Consider the following 17627-nt stretch of genomic DNA (forward strand, 5'->3'; position numbering starts at 1 on the left):
GGAGTGGATGTGGGTGCTTGTGACTGTGATCTTCCGTATGGTGAAAACGATTTTTTAAATCAATGGATATGACGTGAAATATTGATTTGAGACACGAATGCACCGGGAAACATTTTCGACGCCGTCGAAAGGTGTCGAGAGTGGGTGAAAGTGGTGAAAGGGCATGCACCGGATCACGAGGGAGGAGATCCTTAACGCACAATATACTTATTCAGACGCCTCTACAGAGTGATCTTCAGAAGTAGAAATCAAAACTCCCTCAAACCCCCCTGATCCCCTCCTCCACGATCACATAATCAAACGACGTATCAGCCGGCCGCGACCGGTGCTTCTCCAGCACGACCCTCCGCGTCGCGTCCCGCCGCTCGATCCTGAGGATCGCCTTCGAGATATGCCCGAGGGCCGTCCCCCCGAGTCCAAAGAAGACGTCGGTGTCCACGTTCATGTACACCTGGTTCGTGATCAACACCGGCACCTCGTACTTCTTCGCATACCCGAGGAGGAGGACCATATGCCGCGAGAGGGTGCGGAGGGCGTCCTTCGTCGTCCCGAGTTCGGAGCGGTACAGGGCCGTCGCCGAGTCCATCACGATCAGCCCGACCCGCTTCGTGCGCAGCAGGGCCTCGGCCTCGGCGATCATCACCCCCTGCTGCACGAAGTCCGCCGGCTCGAAGAGGTAGAGGTGGTCGGCCAGGCTCACCGCCTCCTCCCCGGCGATCTGCTCGAACCGGTCGGCGGAGAAGCCCTCGGTGTCGATATACACCACGTCCTCGCCGCCCCGGAGGCAGGAGACCGCCGCCATGATGCAGAGGGTGCTCTTCCCGCTCCCGGGCTCACCGTAGATCTGCGTGATCGTCCGGCGCTCCAGCCCGCCGCCCAGGAGGTCGTCGAGAAGGGGAGAACCGGTGGAGAGGCGCGAGAGCTTCACTGCCCCTCGCCCTCCAGTTCGCGCCATGCGGCTGCCTCGACGATCCTGGCCACGGTCCTGACCGGCACCCCGAGTTCCTCGGCCCACGCCCGCACCTCGTCTGACTCGGCCTTCACCGAGAAGACCTCCCCTTCGATGGCGGCGACCTTCACCGCCACCTCGCGGCGCACGCCCGCGACCTCGGCCGCCACCCGCTCGATCCGGCGGGCCGTGGCCAGGCGGTGGACCGACGGGATGCACCGCACCCCCAGGGTGCCGAGTTCCCGCGCCAGGATCAGGGAGAGGGGGGCGGAATCGGCCGGTCGGCAGACGACCCGGACCAGGTGCCCGGCCCGCCCCTTCTTCATCGTCGCCGGGATCACCGAGACGTCCCGGGCGCCGGCGGCGAAGAGGGCGTCCATGCAGTGGGCGATCACCTCCCCGGTGACGTCGTCCACGTTCGTCTCCAGGATATCCACCTCGTCGCCCGGCACGCCGGCCGTCCCTTCCAGGAGGACGGCGCGAAGGACGTTCGGGGCGTCAGCCGGATCGCGGCTGCCTGCGCCGTAACCGGTGGCGAGCACCCGGACTGCGCCGATCGCCGCCGGCTTTATGGTCGAGAACTCGGCAAGGAGGGCCGCACCCGTCGGGGTGCAGAGCTCGCCCTCGCCGCCCCCGAAGACGGCGTCAAGATCTGATCCCCGCAGGATGCCCAGGGTGGCCGGCGCCGGCACCGGCATCCTCCCGTGGGCCGCCACCACCGTCCCCTGCCCCAGGGCCAGCGGCATCACGGCGACGGCGTCGAGGTGCAGGCTCTCAAGAGCGGTGCAGGCCCCGACCACGTCGGCGATCGCGTCGTCGGCCCCGACCTCGTGGAAGTGCGGGGCATGGCCGTGGACACGCTCCTCGGCATCGGCGATCCTCTGGAACACCCGCTTCGCCCGCTCTATCACCGCCAGAGACGCATCTGCCGCCTCCACCCGCTCGATCACCTCGGCGAGGCTCCGGTGCGCCGGCCCCGACCTGGTCTCCACCCGCACCGCGGCGATCCCGCACCTCGTCACCCGGGAGAAGACCGGGTCGGCCACCACCGAGGCCATCGCCGCCCGGACCTGCGCCTCGTCTGCGCCCAGGTCTAAAAGGGCGCCGATCGTCATGTCGCCCGCAGCGCCGTGGAACGGATCCAGAAGAAGAACACGCATACTGAGGCAGTAGTTATAAATCCGGGCGTATATGATTGTAACGAATGCCCGAAATGTACCTCAAAGTCGACAGAGCATACCCCGAGGACCAGGGCGGGGGGAAGGCGCGTCTGGATCCCGACACCATGCTCCAGATGCGGCTCTCTCCGGGCGATCTCGTCGAAATCGTCGGGAAACGCCGGACGGTCGCCAAGGTCTGGCGGGCCATGGTTTCCGACTGGCAGCAGGGAAAAATACGGATCGATAAGTTCACCCGGGAAAACGCCGTGGTCTCGGTCGGGGACCGGATCCTGGTGCGGAAGATCGAGCAGGAGGTCGAGGCGAAACGGGTCGTCCTCGCCCCGCCCGAGGACATGCCGCGGCAGGTCCCGATCAACTTCCAGAGCGTCACCAACCACCTCATCGATTTCCCGGTCACAAAAAACGACACCGTCCCGATCCAGGCCGGTCTGCCCTTCATGCAGCCGCAGATCGTCGCCTTCAAGGCCGTCGTCGTGGAACCCGAGGAGGCGATCATCATCACGAAGAACACTCACCTCGAGTTCTCCGAAAAACCGGTCGCCGGCTTCGACGGGGTCAGGAAGATCTCGTACGAGGACATTGGCGGCCTCAAGGACGAACTCCAGCGGGTGCGGGAGACGATCGAACTCCCCATGCGCCACCCCGAGCTCTTCAGGAAACTCGGGATCGACCCCCCAAAGGGCGTGCTCCTCTACGGCCCGCCGGGAACGGGCAAGACCCTCATCGCCAAGGCGGTCGCCTCCGAATCCGGGGCGCACTTCATCTCCATCGCCGGGCCCGAGGTGATCTCGAAATACTACGGCGAGTCTGAACAGCGCCTGCGCGAGGTCTTCGAGGACGCCCGGCAGAACGCCCCGTCGATCATCTTCATCGACGAACTCGACTCGATCGCCCCCAAACGCGAGGACGTCACCGGCGAGGTGGAGCGGCGGGTCGTCGCCCAGCTCCTCACGATGATGGACGGCCTCGAAGAGCGGGGGCAGGTCGTCGTGATCGGGGCGACGAACCGCCTGGACGCCATCGACCCGGCCCTCAGGCGGCCCGGCCGTTTCGACCGGGAGATCGAGATCGGTGTCCCGAACGAGCGCGACAGGACCGAGATCTTCAGGATCCACACCCGCGGGATGCCGCTTGCCGACGATGTCGATCTCGGCCATCTCGCCCGCCAGACCCACGGTTTCGTGGGCGCCGACCTTGCCGCCCTGGCGCGTGAAGGAGCGATCCGGGCCCTCCGCCGCTACCTACCGGAGATCGACCTCGACGCCGAGGAGATCCCGCAGGAAGTGCTGGAGCATATGGAGGTGTATGAGGCTGACTTCCGCGAGTCCCTGCGGGACGTCACGCCGAGCGCCATGCGCGAGGTGCTCCTGGAGGTCTCCCACGTCACCTGGAACGACGTCGGCGGCCTCGAGTCAGAGAAGGAGGAGGTCAGGGAAGCGGTCGAATACCCGCTGACAAGCCGGGCCCGTTTCGAAGACCTCGGGATCAACCCCCCGCGGGGCGTCCTGCTCTACGGCCCGCCGGGAACGGGCAAGACCCTCATCGCCAAGGCGGTCGCCTCTGAATCGGGTGCGAACTTCATCCCGGTCAGGGGGCCGCAGCTCCTCTCGAAATGGGTCGGGGAGTCGGAACGGGCGGTGCGGGAGATCTTCAAGAAGGCGCGTCAGGTGGCGCCGGCGATCATCTTCTTCGACGAGCTCGACGCCCTCGCCCCGGCCAGGGGCGGCGGCACCGAGTCGCACGTGATCGAGAGCGTCTTGAACCAGATCCTCACCGAGATGGACGGCCTCACCGAGCGCGGCGACGTCGTGGTGATGGGGGCGACGAACCGACCCGATATCGTCGACCCGGCCCTGCTCCGGCCCGGCCGCTTCGACCGGCTGGTCTACATCGGCGCACCCGACCGCAAAGGGCGGGCAAAGATCCTGGGGATCCACACCCGCACCATGCCGATCGAGGGGTCGAGCATAAACGAGGCCGTCGCCGCCACCGAAGGGCTGGACACCTCTGCGATCGAGGACATCGCCGCATCCCTCCCGAAGGACGAACTCCTGACAGGCGAAACCTTCAGGAAGGCAGCGGAAAAAGTCTCGAAAGGGCAGGGCGAGGTGCTGACCGCAGGGGGGCGGCGGCGGCTGATCGTCGACCTCCTCCACGCCCGCGGCATCCAGCTCGGCGACCCCGCGAGGACGGCAGTCATCGAGGCGATCGCCGGGATCACCGAGGGCTATGTGGGATCAGACCTCGAGGCGCTCTGCAGGGAGGCCGGGATGTTTGCAATGCGGGAGGGCGCTCAGGTCGTCACCAGAAAACACCTCGAAGCGGCGGCGCAGAAGGTCCACCCCACGATGAACGAGCGGCTCGTCGATTACTACCGGCGCGTGAAGGGCTTCTTCAAGGGCGGGCTCCCCGAGGCAGTGCAGCCCCCCGAATACCAGTAACCTTTTTTTCCAGACCGCCGCCATTCCGCGCCGCATATATAGAGCGATGTACATAGTTATCCACCATCGCCTATATCCGTAGATCAGGAGACCAGCAATGCCAAATATCACCACATTTCTCGACGTCAATGCCCGGTACCTCAAAGGCCCGGCCTTCGTCTTCGGACGGGACGGCCGGACCCTCACCTTTCCCGCCCTCCAGGACGCCGCCTGCCGCATCGCCGGCGGCCTCGCCTCCCTCGGCGTGCAGAAGGGCGACCGGGTCTGCATCTACCTCGACACCTCGCCCGAATATCTCCTCTCCTACTTCGCCATCTGGCGCCTCGGCGCCGTGGCCGTCCCGACCAACATCGTCTACCAGCAGGACGAACTGCGGTATGCGATCGAGGACTCCGGGGCCGTCGCCGTCATCACCGACGAGAACGGCGCCGAACGGGTCAGGGCGATCAGATCGAGGTGCCGGACGCTCGGGAATGTCTGCGTCGTCGGTGCCGCGGCCGACGGCGAGACCGCATGGGACGATCTCCTGAAGGCCGAACCGATGGAGCGGGCGGCCAACTGCTCCTTCGACGACCTCTGCCAGATCCAGTACACCTCGGGCACCACCGGCAGGCCCAAAGGGGCGATGCTCACCCACGGCAACTGGATATGCGCCCTTGCGACCGAGGCCGAGGTGCTCTCCCTGGTCGAAGGCGACGTCTACCTCGGGATCTACCCGATGGGGCATGTCGGCCTCTCCTGGGGGCTTGCCGCCCTGAAGGCCGGCGGCACCTTCGTCTGCATGGACCGCTTCGAGCCGAAGGAGTATCTCAGGCTCGCCGAGGAGCACGGTGCCACCGTGCTTGCCGCCATGCCGCCGGTGATCCACACCCTCATCCGCGCAAAGCCCGGCACCGAGGAGATGCTCAGGACGGTCAGGTGCGTCATCAGCGGGGGAGGCCCGCTCCTGCCGGTCATCTGGGGCGAGTTCGACCGCCGCTTTAAAATCCCGGTCGTCAATGCCTACGGCCTCTCCGAGACGATCGTCGTCGGCTCGGCAAACGTCGTCCTCCCGCGCCACTACGCCCTCCACCAGGGCTACCGCTCGGTCGGGGCGCCGGTGGGCTACGGCGAGGTGAAGATTGTCGCCGAAGATGATCCAGACCGGGAACTCCAGCCCGGCGAGATCGGCGAGGTCGCCCTGCGCGGCCCCTCGGTGGCGAAGGGTTACTGGGGCATGCCCGAGGCGACCGCCGCCGTCTTCCGCCCTGACGGCTGGTTCCTGACCGGCGACCTCGGCTACCTGGACGGGGAGAGCGTGCTCTTCATCACCGACCGGAAAAAGGACATGATCATCATGTCGGGCTGGAAGATCTACCCGACCGAGGTGGAGAACGTGATCATCGAGCACCCGAAGATTGCCGACGTCGCCATCTTCGCCCGCCCTGACGAGCACCGTGGCGAGATCCCGGTTGCGGCCGTGGTGATGAACGAGGGGGAGACGATCACCGAGGAGGAACTGATCGCCTACTGCAGGGAGCGCCTGGCCGGCTACAAGGTGCCGCGGGAGGTGGTGGTCGTCGAACACCTCCCGCGCGTCGGCGGCTGGAAACTCCTCAGGCGCACCCTCCGCGAGGCGCATGCCCCGGGCACCCGGGACTGAGCGGCCCATTCTCCAGAAAAAACCTCTATTTTATCAGTACAATGAAATGCCGACGCCATCATAAAAGAATAATTGAAATAGTGATACGGTAAAAATCACATAAAGATTTATTACTGCGGACAGGTATGGATACTGCGGTGGGACGCGTGGACAGAGCAAACCGGCGGACGACTGGACTTGTAGGGCTTGACCTGGCACTCGACGGGGGTTTCCCCAGAGGAACGACGATAATCGCAGTCGGTACGGCCATAAACGGCCTGAACCTCTTCGCCGGGCAGTTCTGGAAAGGGGAGGGCGGGACGTCCGAAGAGGGGTGCTACCTCATGCTTGACGCCGAACCACAGGAGGGCATGACCGATCTGCAGGGCGTCGATCCCGAACAGTTCACCGATCTCATGCACGGCCAGCGGGTCGTGGTCGACTCCCTTTCCTCCGTGATTCTGGCATACGGCATCGAAAAGGCCCTCGGACTCGTCAGGAAGGCGTCGGTGTTCGCCGTGAAGCATGAGGCAAACGTGCTTTTCCTCCTCTACGCAGGCATTCACGCCCCGGAAGACGAAATTCGGATTTTCAGGGCGGCGGACGGCATCCTCGACCTCAAACAGACGATCGAGGGCTCGGAGGTCGAGCGCAAGATGGGGATCTTCAAGATGAAGGGGCTCGACCTGCCGCGCCAGCTCGTGCCCTACAACATCACCGCCGAAGGGCTCGAACTCTCGACAACAAAGCGCGTGGTGTGAGAGAGGAGGACGGCACCCCCACACTCAGGGGTCAAAGGACCGTCAGGATCCGGCCCTTATTTTTCGGCACGATCCGCCCGGAGGGGGGCGGGGAGAGACGGCAGACCGGCACGCACCGGGAATACGACCGGGTGCGGGATCACCCCGCGTAAAACCCGGAAAAAGGCTCTTCACTACTGTGTGTGGGTAGCCCTGATATCTTCATTTGACTCCTCTCAGGCGACACGGGATAATCGGCTGACCTCACGAAGCAGGTCGCGATTGAGAAGGCGAGGAGTGTTTCCAGATGAAAAGGAGTTGATCCCCTGTGCTGGTGCCTGGGGGCTGGCTTGCCCCGCTGATCTGCGATAGGGGGGATGGGCGTAATCCCTCAGGATACCGTGTGTGCCTTCCCGGTCCAATCGTGCGCGGGGGTCCGGGGGTGCAACCCCCGGCGTGCAGTGTGGGGAAGGCGGTTGATCGATAGGCACGTGTGAAAGCGTTACCCACATGAAACAGCGAAGAGCCCGGAAAAAATAGTTTACAGGTCGGCCCGCACAGATGCAGCCGCCTTCACCATATTGGACAGCTTTCCGAAGGCGACGTCACGCTCAAGCATCCGCAGCCCGCAGTCAGGGTCGATGAGCATGTTCTCGGCGCCGAAGATCTCGACCCCTTTTCTGATCCGCTTTTCGATCGTCTCCACGCTCTCGACACCGGGGTCGGCCGAGGCGACGCAGCCGTACCCGATCAGCCGCCCTTTCAGGTCCTTTTCCGAGAGCACTTCGAGGTTCTCGGGGTTCTCCGAGAACTCGAAGTCCAGGACCGAAACCTGCGTCTTCAGGATATCGTCGATCGCCTCGCCGATATTGCCGCAGACATGCATGCACGAGGGGATCCGAAGCACCGAGGCGATCATGTTCACCGCCTGGCGCCCGACCACCAGGTCGGCGGCGCCGGTCGAGAGGATCGGTTCGTCGATCTGGACCATTGCCACGCCGGCCTCTTCGAGCGCCCTGGCCTCGGAGGCGAGGGCCTGCGCAAGGTCCAGGACCAGTTCGTCCCGCCCCCGGTAGATCGGGGTCTCGATCCGCAATCCGTGGGCGAGGGTCGATGGCCCGGTGACGATCCCTTTCACCTTCGGGTGCCTGGAGAGGGCGTATTTCGTATCGGTGACGGTGAGCGGCCGTTCAGGCGCTTCGACGCGGCCGATCACCTTCTGCGCCCTGATCCCCGGGAGACGGGAGACGAAGACGGTGATCATGTCGCCGCGCACCTGCCCGTCCGAGATGATGTCGATCCCGGCCTTTATCTGGTCGGCGACGGCGGCCTCGACCGCCCCGTGAAGGGGGTCGAGGAGACCTTTGAGGCCGCCCGCCTTCACGACCGGATAGCTCCCGACGACGGTCGTCGGCAGGAGGCGGGTGATCACGGTCATGGAACGACTCTGTGCCGGTCACGCGGGAAGAGCACGGCTTCCCTGATGTTCTGGAGGCCGAGCATCGTCATGACGAGGCGCTCCATCCCGAGGCCCCAGCCGGCGTGCGGCGGCATGCCGTACGCAAATGGCTGGAGGTAGAACTCGAAACTATCCGGGTTCAGCCCCTTCGCCTCGATCTGCCTGACCAGGAGGTCGTGCTGGTGGACACGCTGGGCGCCCGAGGAGAGCTCCATCCTTGGATGCATCATATCGAAAGACTTGCTGATGGAGGGGTCGTTCTCGTACGGCATGGCGTAGTACGGCCTGATCGCACTCGGCCAGTCGACGACGAAGTAATGCTCCCCCATCTCCTCGCCGATCGCCCGCTCCGCCGGGGTGGAGAGGTCGTCGCCGTAGGCGATCGGCTCCTCGATCTTCCGTGCAGCGATCTCGATCGCCTCAGCATAGGGCAGCCGCGGGAAGGGGGTCTTCGGGATCTCGAACTCGATGCCGATATCGGCGATGGCGTCGGCGCAATGGTCGGCGACGGCGGCATACTGGAAGGCGACAAGGTCCTCGAGGATATTCATCACATCGTTGTGGTCGGCGAACGAAACCTCGATATCGATCGAAGTGGCCTCGTTGAGGTGCCTGACGGTGTTGTGCTCCTCGGCCCGGAAGATCGGCCCGATCTCAAAGACCTTCTCGAACCCGGCGGCCATCATCATCTGCTTGTAGAGCTGCGGGCTCTGGTTGAGAAACGCCTCCTTCTCGAAGTAGGCGATCGGGAAGAGTTCGGTCCCGCCTTCGGTGGCGGCGGCGACGATCTTCGGGGAGGTGATGTTATAGAAGCCGCGCTGCGTGAAAAACTCGTAGGCGGCGGTGGTGACCGTGCTCCTGACCTTGAAGACCGCCGCCACGCGGGGCTTTCTCACGTCGAGGAACCGGGCGTCGAGACGGGTGTCGAGGTCGGCCGGCACCTTCTCGACCACGTCGAGGGGGAGCGGGCTTGCACAGGGGGCGACGATCTCGAAAGTCTCGGGGTTGAGCTCGCGGCCGCCGGGCGCCTTGTCGATCGCCTTCACGGTCCCGGCGACCCGGACGACCGACTCTCTCGAAACCGCTTTTGCGGCTTCAAGAACCGCAGCCGGAGCCTTCTTCTTGACGATGGTGACCTGGATGATCCCGGTCCGGTCGCGGATCAAAAAGAAGGTGAGACCGCCAAGGTCGCGGACCTCATGGACCCAGCCGGCGACTTCGGCACGCTCAATATCGGGGGTTACCTCACTGATCGGAATGCGCATGTACTAATCCTGTATTTATTGGAGGGGAGGGGTTATGGGTTTTACTATGAAGATCAGGAGAGAACGCCCGGGATCATCTGCCGAAATTCTCCCGGCGCCGCAGGAACTGCCTGACGTTCTCCGAGTCCACCCAGCCGCGGTCGAGGCGGGCGATGATATCGTCGATCAGGTAGGACAACCGCAGGATCTGCCCGGCCGCGGGATCATCCATCATCGCCGCAAGCCCGACGATCCCCTGCAGCGGGTTTCTGATATGGTCGCCGAGGACGGCGAACTGCTCGATATTCCGCTCCAGCTGCTCGTAGGCCCGGCGTTTCATCTCCTCCACGACCTTCTGGTCGCTGATGTCCCGGCAGATGAGCATCAGGCAGAGCAGACAGCCTTTTTCGTCCTTCACCCGGGAGCCCGAGATAGAGAGATCGAAGACCTGCCCGTCGAGCCTCTGCCCCTGGAACTCGGCGTGGAGCGACGGCCCATGGGTAAGCGGCCTCAGGACAGAAAGCGCCCCGTCGGGGTCTGTCAGAAACGCCTGGAATGCGCGGCCGTTCAGCGCCCCGGGCGATGCGCATCCGAAGATCTCGCCGGCGGCGCGGTTGGCGTAGATGATCCGCCCCTCAAGATCCAGGATCAGAATGCCGTCGGTCGATGACTCGAGGGCGCTCTCCTTGATCCGCAGCTCGCGCTCGGCCTCCTGGCGCTCGGTGATGTCCCGCGCCACGGCGACGGCATAGAGGTTCCCGCCGAACCTGACCAGTTTCAGGGTGATCTCCACCGGGATCGGGTCCCCGGTCGATCTGAGCAGTGAGGTGACCAGCGGCCCGGGCATCTTTTTCTCTCTCGCGCTGCTGTCCATGAAGGCGTAGATGCGGCCGCGATCGGCCGGGACGATCAGGTCGAGGAAATATGCGCCGAAAACGGCCGACCTCGTAAAACCCGACTGCTCCCATGCAGACCTGCTGGCATCGACCACCACGCCGGAGACGGCGTCGATCAGGAAAATGGCATCGTGACTCTGGTCGAGCAGCGCCCTGAACCGTTCGAGATCGCCCATCCGCTCCTGCAGCTCGGGATAATAACTCTTGTGAACCGACCGCTCGCCAAGCCCGATGATCCGTTCCCGGAGGGCCTCGCGGTCAGGGAGTTCAGAACGCCGCTTCATAGATCCTGCCGATATCTTCGAGCGTTATGTCTTTCGGGTTCGTCGCCAGACAGGGGTCGGCGATCGCCCTGGCGGCAAGCGACGGTATGTCTGAGCGCTCGCAACCGGCGTCGGCGATCGTCCCGGCGATCCCGAGCGAGGACCGAAACGCCCTGATCCTGGAGACGAGCGCCTCTTTCCCGCCGTCCGCAGGCGCCTGCATGATCCGGCCGATCTCGTCGTAGCGATCCGGCGCCGCGGCGTAGTTGAACGCAACCACCGATTCCAGAAGAAGGGCGTTCGCCAGCCCATGGGAGAGATCGAGATACCCGCCGAGGGCGTGCGCCAGGGCGTGAACGGCGCCGAGACTGGCATTGGAGAACGCCAGGCCCGCATGGAGCGAGGCCATCATGGTGCCGAAGCGGGCGTCGATATCGTCCGGGCGTTCCACGGCGACGGGAAGGGAGCGGACGATGAGGTCGATCGCCTTCCTGGCATGGAGATCGGTCACCGGCGAACTGGCATTGGAGACATAGGCCTCGATCGCATGGCTGAACACGTCCATGCCGCAGTTCACCGTCACCTCAGGGGGGAGGGTGACCAGGGGCAGAGGGTCGAGGAGAGAGATGTCCGGGACCAGCGCCTTGCTGATGATGGCGATCTTGCGTTTCTGCATCTCGTCGTTGATGATCGCAAACTGTGAGACGTCTGCCGCGCTCCCGGCCGTCGTCGGGATGCAGATAAGGGGCGGCCCCGGCATCCTGACCTCGTCGACGCCCTCGAACGAGAGGATGTTCTGGTTGTTGGAGGAGACGATCCCGATCCCCTTTGCACAGTCCATCGGGCTCCCGCCGCCGACGGCGACGATGCCGCCGCACTCTTCGGCCTCGTAGATCTCCGCCCCCCGCATTACCTCTGCAGAGCGCGGGTTCTCGGATACGCCGGAGAAGGGGGCCCATGCGATCCCGGCGTCGTCCAGCGACCTGCAGATATCCTCGAACCAGGGAAAGGAGGCGACGCCCGGATCGCTGACGAGAAGGACGCGGTGCACCCCGAAGTTCCGGGCATACCGTCCGGCAAGGCGCGACGCCCCTGTACCGAAGACGAACTCGGGCGCGACAAATTTCCTCAGCGAGTGATCCGATTCCCCCAACATCCTGGCACCTGGAGATAAAAGTCAGAAGAATAATCGACGCCAGAAATGATATAGTTAGTCTTATCCTTCTCAGGGGGCCGGAGAGGGGGAGGGGGCGCCCGCCGGCACCGCTCTGGAATGCCTTAATACCCGCGGTCGATAAACCAGATGGATATGCATAAGAAGAGCCTCGTCGCCTGTCTCCTGATCCTGGCCGCAGCCATCCTCGTCTGCGGATGCACGGACGAGAGCGCTTCTGCCGGCGAAACTCCGGCGCCCACGCTTCCCGAACCGACAGAGGCCGCCGTCGGGCAGCCGGTGCCGACGCCGCCGGGGAGCTGGGACGGGAGCGAGCCGAAGGAGATCAGGTTCGTCGACCCGGCCACCTATCACCTGCCCACCCCCACTCCCACGGTCACCTTCACGCGGCCCCCCGACGATCTCAACGTGATCTACGCCGGGTTCGGGACGGCCAGCAAACCAGGGGTGACCCCGGATTGGCGTTCCTACTTTGAGATTGCGTCTGAAAACAGCGGATCGGTGATGGCCTCGGAGGTCTTCCACATCCCCTTCCGTTACTGGGCGATCAACTATACGGCCACCGCCTACAACGCCGATTACTCGGGGTTCTCGGTGAAGATCAGGGATGCGAACGACCCGAACCGGGATGTCGGCAGCGTGACCCTCTATCCGGCAGATTTTTCAAAGGTCGGGGATAAGACGGATTTCACCTTTACGGGTTCCATCCTCTTCAGGGAGGGGTTCAAGGATTATTACCTGGTCATCGACCCCACCTCGCTCAGGTCCTTCTCGGTCACGGTCTACGGACCGGCAAAATATATGATCTGATATCTCTTTTTTAGCCGCCGGCAGCGATGCGCCGGTAGTCTCCAATCGACTGCAGGTAGGCCTGCCATTCACCGTCGGCCCGGTCAATGGAGGCCTGCGCCCCGTCGTAGTCGTCCCTGAAATAGGCGTCGGCGGCGGCGCCCCACAACGCAAACGCCCGGTTCAGGTGTTCGAGAGCGTCGAGGTAGGCGCCCTGTGCAGCGGCGACAGAGAGGGGAGCGTCCACCCCGGCGACCTCTGTGCGGTGCACCGCCGTCAGCACCGTCCCCTGATCGGCGAGCGCCCTGAGCCTGAGCATATAGGCATCGCAGGCGGTCGGGGAGGGGCGATCTGAGAGAGAGGTGAGGAGGGCGGAGATGTCGGTGTTCAGCGGGAGGAGAACCTCCTGGGACCCGGCGATCGCCTCGTTTAACGAGGTGGTCCGCGCCGCCCGGTCCATCTCCTTGTACAGGCTCCATCCGGCGAATATGAGCAGGGCAACGAGGAGGAGGATCCCGATCCCGATCAGAACCTCGCGCGGGACTTTGACCTTCGCGGGCAGGGCGATCTTCATTCCCCTACCTCCAGGGAGAGGGTGGGCACCGGGTAGATCGTATGGTACCGTGGCCTGACGACATAACGCAGGGGGATGATCTCGGGCTTCTCTTTCTGGACGCTGGTGAGACCGACGTCAGCCGTGTCGCCGATCGACCACGGCCGCCCCCACCGTTCTGGGATCACGGTGGCGTTGCCGGACCCGGAATCGATATGCCTGATGATCTCGATGTAGTTCGTCGTCTCGACGTAGTAATACCGTTTCCCTTCATAGTCATAGTATTTCGGGGGGTAATCGGCGTAAAACGGCGAGAATTTCGCCATCTCGATCCCGAGGGCCATGTGGTCGGAGTAGCGGAGGAGGACGACGTCGTAGCCCATCAGGTCGAGCATCGCCGCGGCCAGGATCGAAGTGTCCTCGCAGTCGCCCTTCCCGTCGACCAGGGTCTCCACCGGGTACTTCGGATAATCGGCACCGCCGCGATAGGCAGGGGGAAACACCCCCTCGCGATAGCTCGCCGTGCTGCTGTCACAGGCGTACGGGAGCTGCTGGACGAAGAAGATGACGTCCATCACCCGGTAATAGTCGGTGTCGGGCGTGTTGAAACGGTCCGGTGCGACGGCCTCGACGAGGGCCTCCAGGTACGGCCGGTCGGCGTCGGAGAGGGCGTAGCGCCCCCACGCCGAGGCGTACGGGATCCTGGGCATATCGCGATAGAAGACGAAGAGGTCTTTCTGGACCGCAAAGGTCCAGGTGCGCACGCCGCCGTCGATGCCGGTCCAGCGGTAGGCCCGCTCGATCATCTCCGCCTTCTCCGAGAGGGGCGGCGGGGGCGGCGCCGTTCTCGTCTGCCAGGGGGAGAGGGCCGGCAGCGTGCCGGCCCCGTCGTCCGGACCTCCGGTAAGGGCCGGTTTTACGACAATGGCAAGAAAAAAAACAATTGCAATCGCCGCACCAATCGAGATGAGGTCCTGCCGCTCCATGAGGTCTCCGGGCCGGAAGATCCGGTCGTTGTACAGTACTGCTCAGGAGTGCCAGATAACCATGCCGATGGGTGCCGGCGCAGAAGCGGGAAAACGACCATAATCTTTCAGGTCCGACCATGAGTGCATGAAGAGAGCACCAGGCGACAGCCTGACCGAGGAGACAGGCTGCACCTGCGGGTGCGGCGGCGAGGGAAAGAAGCGGATCATCTTCCCGTGCGCAGGCGCCTCGAACGTCGGGCAGCTCACGAATATCGTCGCCCTCGAACTCGAAGACGAAGGCTACGGGACGTTCGCCTGCACTCTAAACCTTGCCACAGGCTCTGCGGAGATGAAAGAGCAGTGCAGAGAGGCGGACGAGATCGTCGTTCTCGACGGCTGCCCGAACCGGTGCGCCGCAACGGTCGCGGCGGCGCAGGGGATCGAGCCCGACCAGGGGGTCGTCGTCAGCGAACTCGGGATCGAAATCTCCCACGATTTCGAGATCTCGGACGAAGAGATCGAGATCGTCCTCGGCGCCGTCTGGGAGGGGCAGGGCAGAGGAAAGAAGAGAACTCCTCACGATCATGCCGGGGACTGCACCTGCGGGTGCGGCAGAAAATAAGCCCGGGATCTGAGAGAGAGGCGCCTCTCAATCAACCTCAATTCTGCAGATCTCCCCGCATCCCGGGCAGGGTTCAGCCTCGAACTCGAGCGTGCTGTACCTCACGTCGAAGGCGAGGAGCCGGCGCCTGATCTCCCGTTTGATCGCTTCGGTCGCCGCGCAGTCGGACGCACAGGTCACCACGTGGGCGTCAAGGATGTTGATATGGGAGCAGAGGCTCCAGAGATGGACGTTGTGGACGTTTTTCACGCCGTCCACCCCTTCGATCGCACCGACCACCTCTTCGAAGTCCAGGCCGGAGGGTGTGTACTGGAGGAGGACCGAGACCGTCTCGCGCAGGAGGGGGTAGGACGAGGCGAGGATGACGACGGCGATCGCACCCGAGAGGAGGGGATCGACGAAGGTCTGGCCGGTGAGGGCGATCCAGAGTGCGGCGACGATCACCGCCGCCGAGGAGAGGGTGTCGCCGACGACATGGAGAAAGGCGCTGCGCACGTTGAGGTCGTCTCTTCCGTGGAGGATAGAGGCAACGGCGATGTTGGCGGCGAGACCGACCACCCCGACCGCCCCCATCAGTGGACCGCCCACGACGACCGGGGCGGAGAGGCGCTGCGCCGCCTCGTACAGGATCGCCCCGGCGAGGACGATCAGGAGGAGGCCGTTGACGAAGGCGACGAGCACCTCGACGCGGTGGTAGCCGAAGGTCCGAGTCTTCGTGGGCAGGCGCTCGGCGATGATCACCGCACCGAGTGAGAGGAGAAGGGCGAGAACGTCCCTGAACATGTGCCCGGCATCGGAGAGGAGAGCAAGGGAACCGGAAACGTATCCACCGGCCACCTCGAGGAGCATCACTACAGCCGTCAGCAGCACCGCCGCCGTCAGGGCGGCCCGGTCGCCGGTCCCGTGACCTGCCATGAACGGCATTTTGCCCCCTGAGCGTATGAACCTGACCCCATCGGCAGGGTTAAGAGGCGGCGCGGCCCACGGTTTTCCATGGACCTCACCGTTCTCTGCGACAATACGACCCTCATCGACCGGTATTTTCTGGGAGAGCCCGGGCTCTCCTTCCATATCAGGGACGGGGAGACGACGGTCCTCTTCGATCTCGGCTACTCAGACGTCTTCCTGCGGAACGCCGCAGCCATGGGGATCGACCTCCTCAGGACCGACGTCGTCGCCTTCTCCCACGCCCACCTCGACCACACCTGGGGCCTTCTGCCCCTGCTCGCCCACCGGGCCCGCGCCGTCATCGAGGGGCAGGAGCAGAACCCCCCGACCTTCCTCGCCCACCCGGCGATCTTCAGGAGCGTCACCGCGGGTGGCGTCCCGGAGATCGGGATGCCGGTGGACGAGACGACCCTTGCACGACAGGGGGAGGTCCGCCTTTCCAGCGAGCCCGTCTGGATCACCGACGACCTGGTCTTCCTGGGCGAGATCCCGCGGCGCTTCCCCTTTGAGGGCCAGAACGTCGTCGGAGAGTGCGATGGCGCCCCTGATACCGTCCCTGACGATACCGCCCTCGCCTACTGCTCAGAGGACGGTCTGGTGGTGATCACCGGGTGCGCCCACGCCGGCATCTGCTCGACGATCGCCCGTGCAAAAGAGGTCTGCGGCGAGAGCAGGATCGCCTGCGTCATCGGCGGCTTCCACCTCCTCGACGCCCCGGAAGAGCAGATCGCGGCGACAGCCCGGTATTTTGCCGGCCTCGACGCCGGCGCCGTCCACCCCTGCCACTGCACCGGGCTTGCCGCCACGATCGCCCTTGCAGGAGTGGCGAGGGTCCGAGAGACCGGCGTCGGGCTCAGGCTCTCTTTTGCCGGGCGCTCCTGACGATCGCCATCAGTTCCCATCCGAGGGCCTCGGCCCTCTTCTCGTTCGACATCAGGGTGTCGAGGCGGAGGCTGCCCGGCACCTCGCAGGTGTCCCGCACGTCCTGGACAAAGACGTCGACGAAATCTTTGTAGAGCGCATGGGTCCCGGCGGACGAGGGCTCCATCCCCCACGCCTCCATCAGGGCGGCGGCCGGGCCCGAGACGGGCTTGTCGCCGATGAACGGCGAGATCGCAATGACGAATTTCTCCTGTAACGCCTCCCTCACGCCCCTGCACTCCAGGATCGGGGAGATGCTCGTCACCGGGTTGGACGGGCCAAGTATAACGGCGTCCGCCTCCCTGATCGCCGCGAGCACCCCGGGGGTCGCCTGCGGGTTCGCCTCGCCCATCCTGACGACGCCGTCGATATCCACCTCGCCCCGGTGGCCGACCCAGTACTCCTGGAAATGCATCGGCCCGCTGTCGGTCTCCACGTAGGTCGTCACCTCGGCATCGGTCATCGGGAGCACCTGCGCCTCCACGCCCAGGGTTCTGGCGATCGCCGCCGTCGCCGCCGTGAGGGTGGCGCCGTTCCAGAGCAGGTGCGCCCGCGCGATGTGCACGGCCCGGTCCTTGTCCCCGACGGCGATGAACTCGCCCTCGTCGAACTGTTCGAGGAAACGGTGGGTCGCAAAGGTGTCGCCCCTGATCCCCCACCAGGTCTCGGTGTTGAGCAGGCCCGCGAAGAGATAGAGCACCGTGTCGATGTCAGGGGACATGTGGTTGCCCGAGATCCACATGTCCTCGGCCGTATTGACGACGACGGCGATCTCGTTGTCGTTTATGAGGTTGCGCATCCCCCGCAGGAGCTTGGGTGTGCCGGTCCCGCCGGAAAGGAAAGTAAGCATAAGAGAAT

Annotated in this window: 16 protein-coding genes; 6 read left to right on the forward strand and 10 right to left on the reverse strand. The window is 64.5% G+C overall.

The window, feature by feature from the left end:
• Positions 1–259 precede the first annotated feature (259 nt).
• Both radB and larC read right to left on the reverse strand, forming a co-directional pair.
• On the reverse strand, positions 260–955 hold the full coding sequence (gene radB / locus HWN36_RS05105) for a DNA repair and recombination protein RadB (protein WP_176788371.1): 696 nt from the start codon (positions 953–955) through the stop codon (positions 260–262).
• Positions 925–2109: a nickel pincer cofactor biosynthesis protein LarC gene (gene larC / locus HWN36_RS05110; protein ID WP_176788372.1), complete on the reverse strand. Its 1185-nt coding sequence runs from the start codon at positions 2107–2109 to the stop codon at positions 925–927. The genes radB and larC overlap by 31 nt, the downstream gene beginning before the upstream one ends.
• Positions 2110–2153: 44 nt before the next feature.
• On the opposite strand from larC, the gene HWN36_RS05115 reads away from it, so the two are divergent.
• From HWN36_RS05115 to HWN36_RS05125, 3 genes are all read left to right on the forward strand, one after another.
• On the forward strand, positions 2154–4571 hold the full coding sequence (locus HWN36_RS05115; protein ID WP_176788373.1) for a CDC48 family AAA ATPase: 2418 nt from the start codon (positions 2154–2156) through the stop codon (positions 4569–4571).
• Between the two features lie 97 nt (positions 4572–4668).
• Positions 4669–6213 (forward strand): class I adenylate-forming enzyme family protein, encoded by a 1545-nt coding sequence (locus HWN36_RS05120; protein WP_176788374.1) that lies wholly within the window; start codon positions 4669–4671, stop codon positions 6211–6213.
• A 137-nt stretch (positions 6214–6350) separates the two neighbouring features.
• Entirely contained in the window at positions 6351–6953 is a 603-nt protein-coding gene (locus HWN36_RS05125) for an RAD55 family ATPase (protein WP_343044929.1), read from the forward strand.
• A gap of 520 nt (positions 6954–7473) precedes the next feature.
• Here HWN36_RS05125 and HWN36_RS05130 read toward each other — a convergent pair.
• From HWN36_RS05130 to ercA, 4 genes are all read right to left on the reverse strand, one after another.
• Positions 7474–8370 carry a methionine synthase gene (locus HWN36_RS05130; protein WP_176788376.1) on the reverse strand — a complete coding sequence of 299 codons (897 nt, stop codon included), beginning with the start codon at positions 8368–8370 and terminating at the stop codon, positions 7474–7476.
• The gene (gene aspS / locus HWN36_RS05135) at positions 8367–9656 is read right to left on the reverse strand and encodes an aspartate--tRNA(Asn) ligase (RefSeq protein ID WP_176788377.1); all 1290 of its coding nucleotides are present in this window, start codon (positions 9654–9656) and stop codon (positions 8367–8369) included. Before aspS ends, HWN36_RS05130 begins: the two co-directional genes overlap by 4 nt.
• Before the next feature lie 73 nt (positions 9657–9729).
• Positions 9730–10815: a PAS domain S-box protein gene (locus HWN36_RS05140; protein ID WP_176788378.1), complete on the reverse strand. Its 1086-nt coding sequence runs from the start codon at positions 10813–10815 to the stop codon at positions 9730–9732.
• The gene (gene ercA / locus HWN36_RS05145; protein WP_176788379.1) at positions 10799–11950 is read right to left on the reverse strand and encodes an alcohol dehydrogenase-like regulatory protein ErcA; all 1152 of its coding nucleotides are present in this window, start codon (positions 11948–11950) and stop codon (positions 10799–10801) included. The genes HWN36_RS05140 and ercA overlap by 17 nt, the downstream gene beginning before the upstream one ends.
• Positions 11951–12103: 153 nt before the next feature.
• Here ercA and HWN36_RS05150 point away from each other — a divergent pair, with 153 nt between their 5' ends.
• Positions 12104–12778: a hypothetical protein gene (locus HWN36_RS05150; protein ID WP_176788380.1), complete on the forward strand. Its 675-nt coding sequence runs from the start codon at positions 12104–12106 to the stop codon at positions 12776–12778.
• A gap of 10 nt (positions 12779–12788) precedes the next feature.
• Here the strand turns inward: HWN36_RS05150 and HWN36_RS05155 are convergent, their stop codons facing one another.
• Positions 12789–13331, reverse strand: a complete 543-nt coding sequence (locus HWN36_RS05155) for a hypothetical protein (protein ID WP_176788381.1) — start codon at positions 13329–13331, stop codon at positions 12789–12791.
• A complete protein-coding gene (locus tag HWN36_RS05160; protein ID WP_176788382.1) occupies positions 13328–14296 on the reverse strand; it encodes a hypothetical protein in 969 nt (322 codons plus the stop codon). The genes HWN36_RS05155 and HWN36_RS05160 overlap by 4 nt, the downstream gene beginning before the upstream one ends.
• Positions 14297–14423: 127 nt before the next feature.
• Between HWN36_RS05160 and HWN36_RS05165 the strand changes: the two genes are divergently transcribed.
• Positions 14424–14900 (forward strand): putative zinc-binding protein, encoded by a 477-nt coding sequence (locus HWN36_RS05165; RefSeq protein WP_176788383.1) that lies wholly within the window; start codon positions 14424–14426, stop codon positions 14898–14900.
• A gap of 27 nt (positions 14901–14927) precedes the next feature.
• Here the strand turns inward: HWN36_RS05165 and HWN36_RS05170 are convergent, their stop codons facing one another.
• On the reverse strand, positions 14928–15815 hold the full coding sequence (locus tag HWN36_RS05170; RefSeq protein ID WP_246269848.1) for a cation diffusion facilitator family transporter: 888 nt from the start codon (positions 15813–15815) through the stop codon (positions 14928–14930).
• A 78-nt stretch (positions 15816–15893) separates the two neighbouring features.
• Here HWN36_RS05170 and HWN36_RS05175 point away from each other — a divergent pair, with 78 nt between their 5' ends.
• The gene (locus HWN36_RS05175; RefSeq protein WP_176788385.1) at positions 15894–16730 is read left to right on the forward strand and encodes an MBL fold metallo-hydrolase; all 837 of its coding nucleotides are present in this window, start codon (positions 15894–15896) and stop codon (positions 16728–16730) included.
• Here HWN36_RS05175 and cofD read toward each other — a convergent pair.
• Positions 16702–17619 carry a 2-phospho-L-lactate transferase gene (gene cofD, locus HWN36_RS05180; RefSeq protein WP_176788386.1) on the reverse strand — a complete coding sequence of 306 codons (918 nt, stop codon included), beginning with the start codon at positions 17617–17619 and terminating at the stop codon, positions 16702–16704. The genes HWN36_RS05175 and cofD overlap by 29 nt on opposite strands.
• Between the last annotated feature and the right edge of the window lie 8 nt (positions 17620–17627).

The sequence above is a fragment of the Methanofollis tationis genome (assembly GCF_013377755.1).
Classification (GTDB): domain Archaea; phylum Halobacteriota; class Methanomicrobia; order Methanomicrobiales; family Methanofollaceae; genus Methanofollis; species Methanofollis tationis.

Excerpts from the sequence above, each read along its gene's own strand:
- radB (WP_176788371.1), bottom strand. The coding sequence starts at position 955 with ATGGCGCGAACTGGAGGGCGAGGGGCAGTGAAGCTCTCGCGCCTCTCC.
- larC (WP_176788372.1), bottom strand. The coding sequence starts at position 2,109 with ATGCGTGTTCTTCTTCTGGATCCGTTCCACGGCGCTGCGGGCGACATG.
- HWN36_RS05115 (WP_176788373.1), top strand. The coding sequence starts at position 2,154 with ATGCCCGAAATGTACCTCAAAGTCGACAGAGCATACCCCGAGGACCAG.
- HWN36_RS05120 (WP_176788374.1), top strand. The coding sequence starts at position 4,669 with ATGCCAAATATCACCACATTTCTCGACGTCAATGCCCGGTACCTCAAA.
- HWN36_RS05130 (WP_176788376.1), bottom strand. The coding sequence starts at position 8,370 with ATGACCGTGATCACCCGCCTCCTGCCGACGACCGTCGTCGGGAGCTAT.
- aspS (WP_176788377.1), bottom strand. The coding sequence starts at position 9,656 with ATGCGCATTCCGATCAGTGAGGTAACCCCCGATATTGAGCGTGCCGAA.
- HWN36_RS05140 (WP_176788378.1), bottom strand. The coding sequence starts at position 10,815 with ATGAAGCGGCGTTCTGAACTCCCTGACCGCGAGGCCCTCCGGGAACGG.
- ercA (WP_176788379.1), bottom strand. The coding sequence starts at position 11,950 with ATGTTGGGGGAATCGGATCACTCGCTGAGGAAATTTGTCGCGCCCGAG.
- HWN36_RS05150 (WP_176788380.1), top strand. The coding sequence starts at position 12,104 with ATGCATAAGAAGAGCCTCGTCGCCTGTCTCCTGATCCTGGCCGCAGCC.
- HWN36_RS05155 (WP_176788381.1), bottom strand. The coding sequence starts at position 13,331 with ATGAAGATCGCCCTGCCCGCGAAGGTCAAAGTCCCGCGCGAGGTTCTG.
- HWN36_RS05160 (WP_176788382.1), bottom strand. The coding sequence starts at position 14,296 with ATGGAGCGGCAGGACCTCATCTCGATTGGTGCGGCGATTGCAATTGTT.
- HWN36_RS05165 (WP_176788383.1), top strand. The coding sequence starts at position 14,424 with ATGAAGAGAGCACCAGGCGACAGCCTGACCGAGGAGACAGGCTGCACC.
- HWN36_RS05170 (WP_246269848.1), bottom strand. The coding sequence starts at position 15,815 with ATGGCAGGTCACGGGACCGGCGACCGGGCCGCCCTGACGGCGGCGGTG.
- HWN36_RS05175 (WP_176788385.1), top strand. The coding sequence starts at position 15,894 with ATGGACCTCACCGTTCTCTGCGACAATACGACCCTCATCGACCGGTAT.
- cofD (WP_176788386.1), bottom strand. The coding sequence starts at position 17,619 with ATGCTTACTTTCCTTTCCGGCGGGACCGGCACACCCAAGCTCCTGCGG.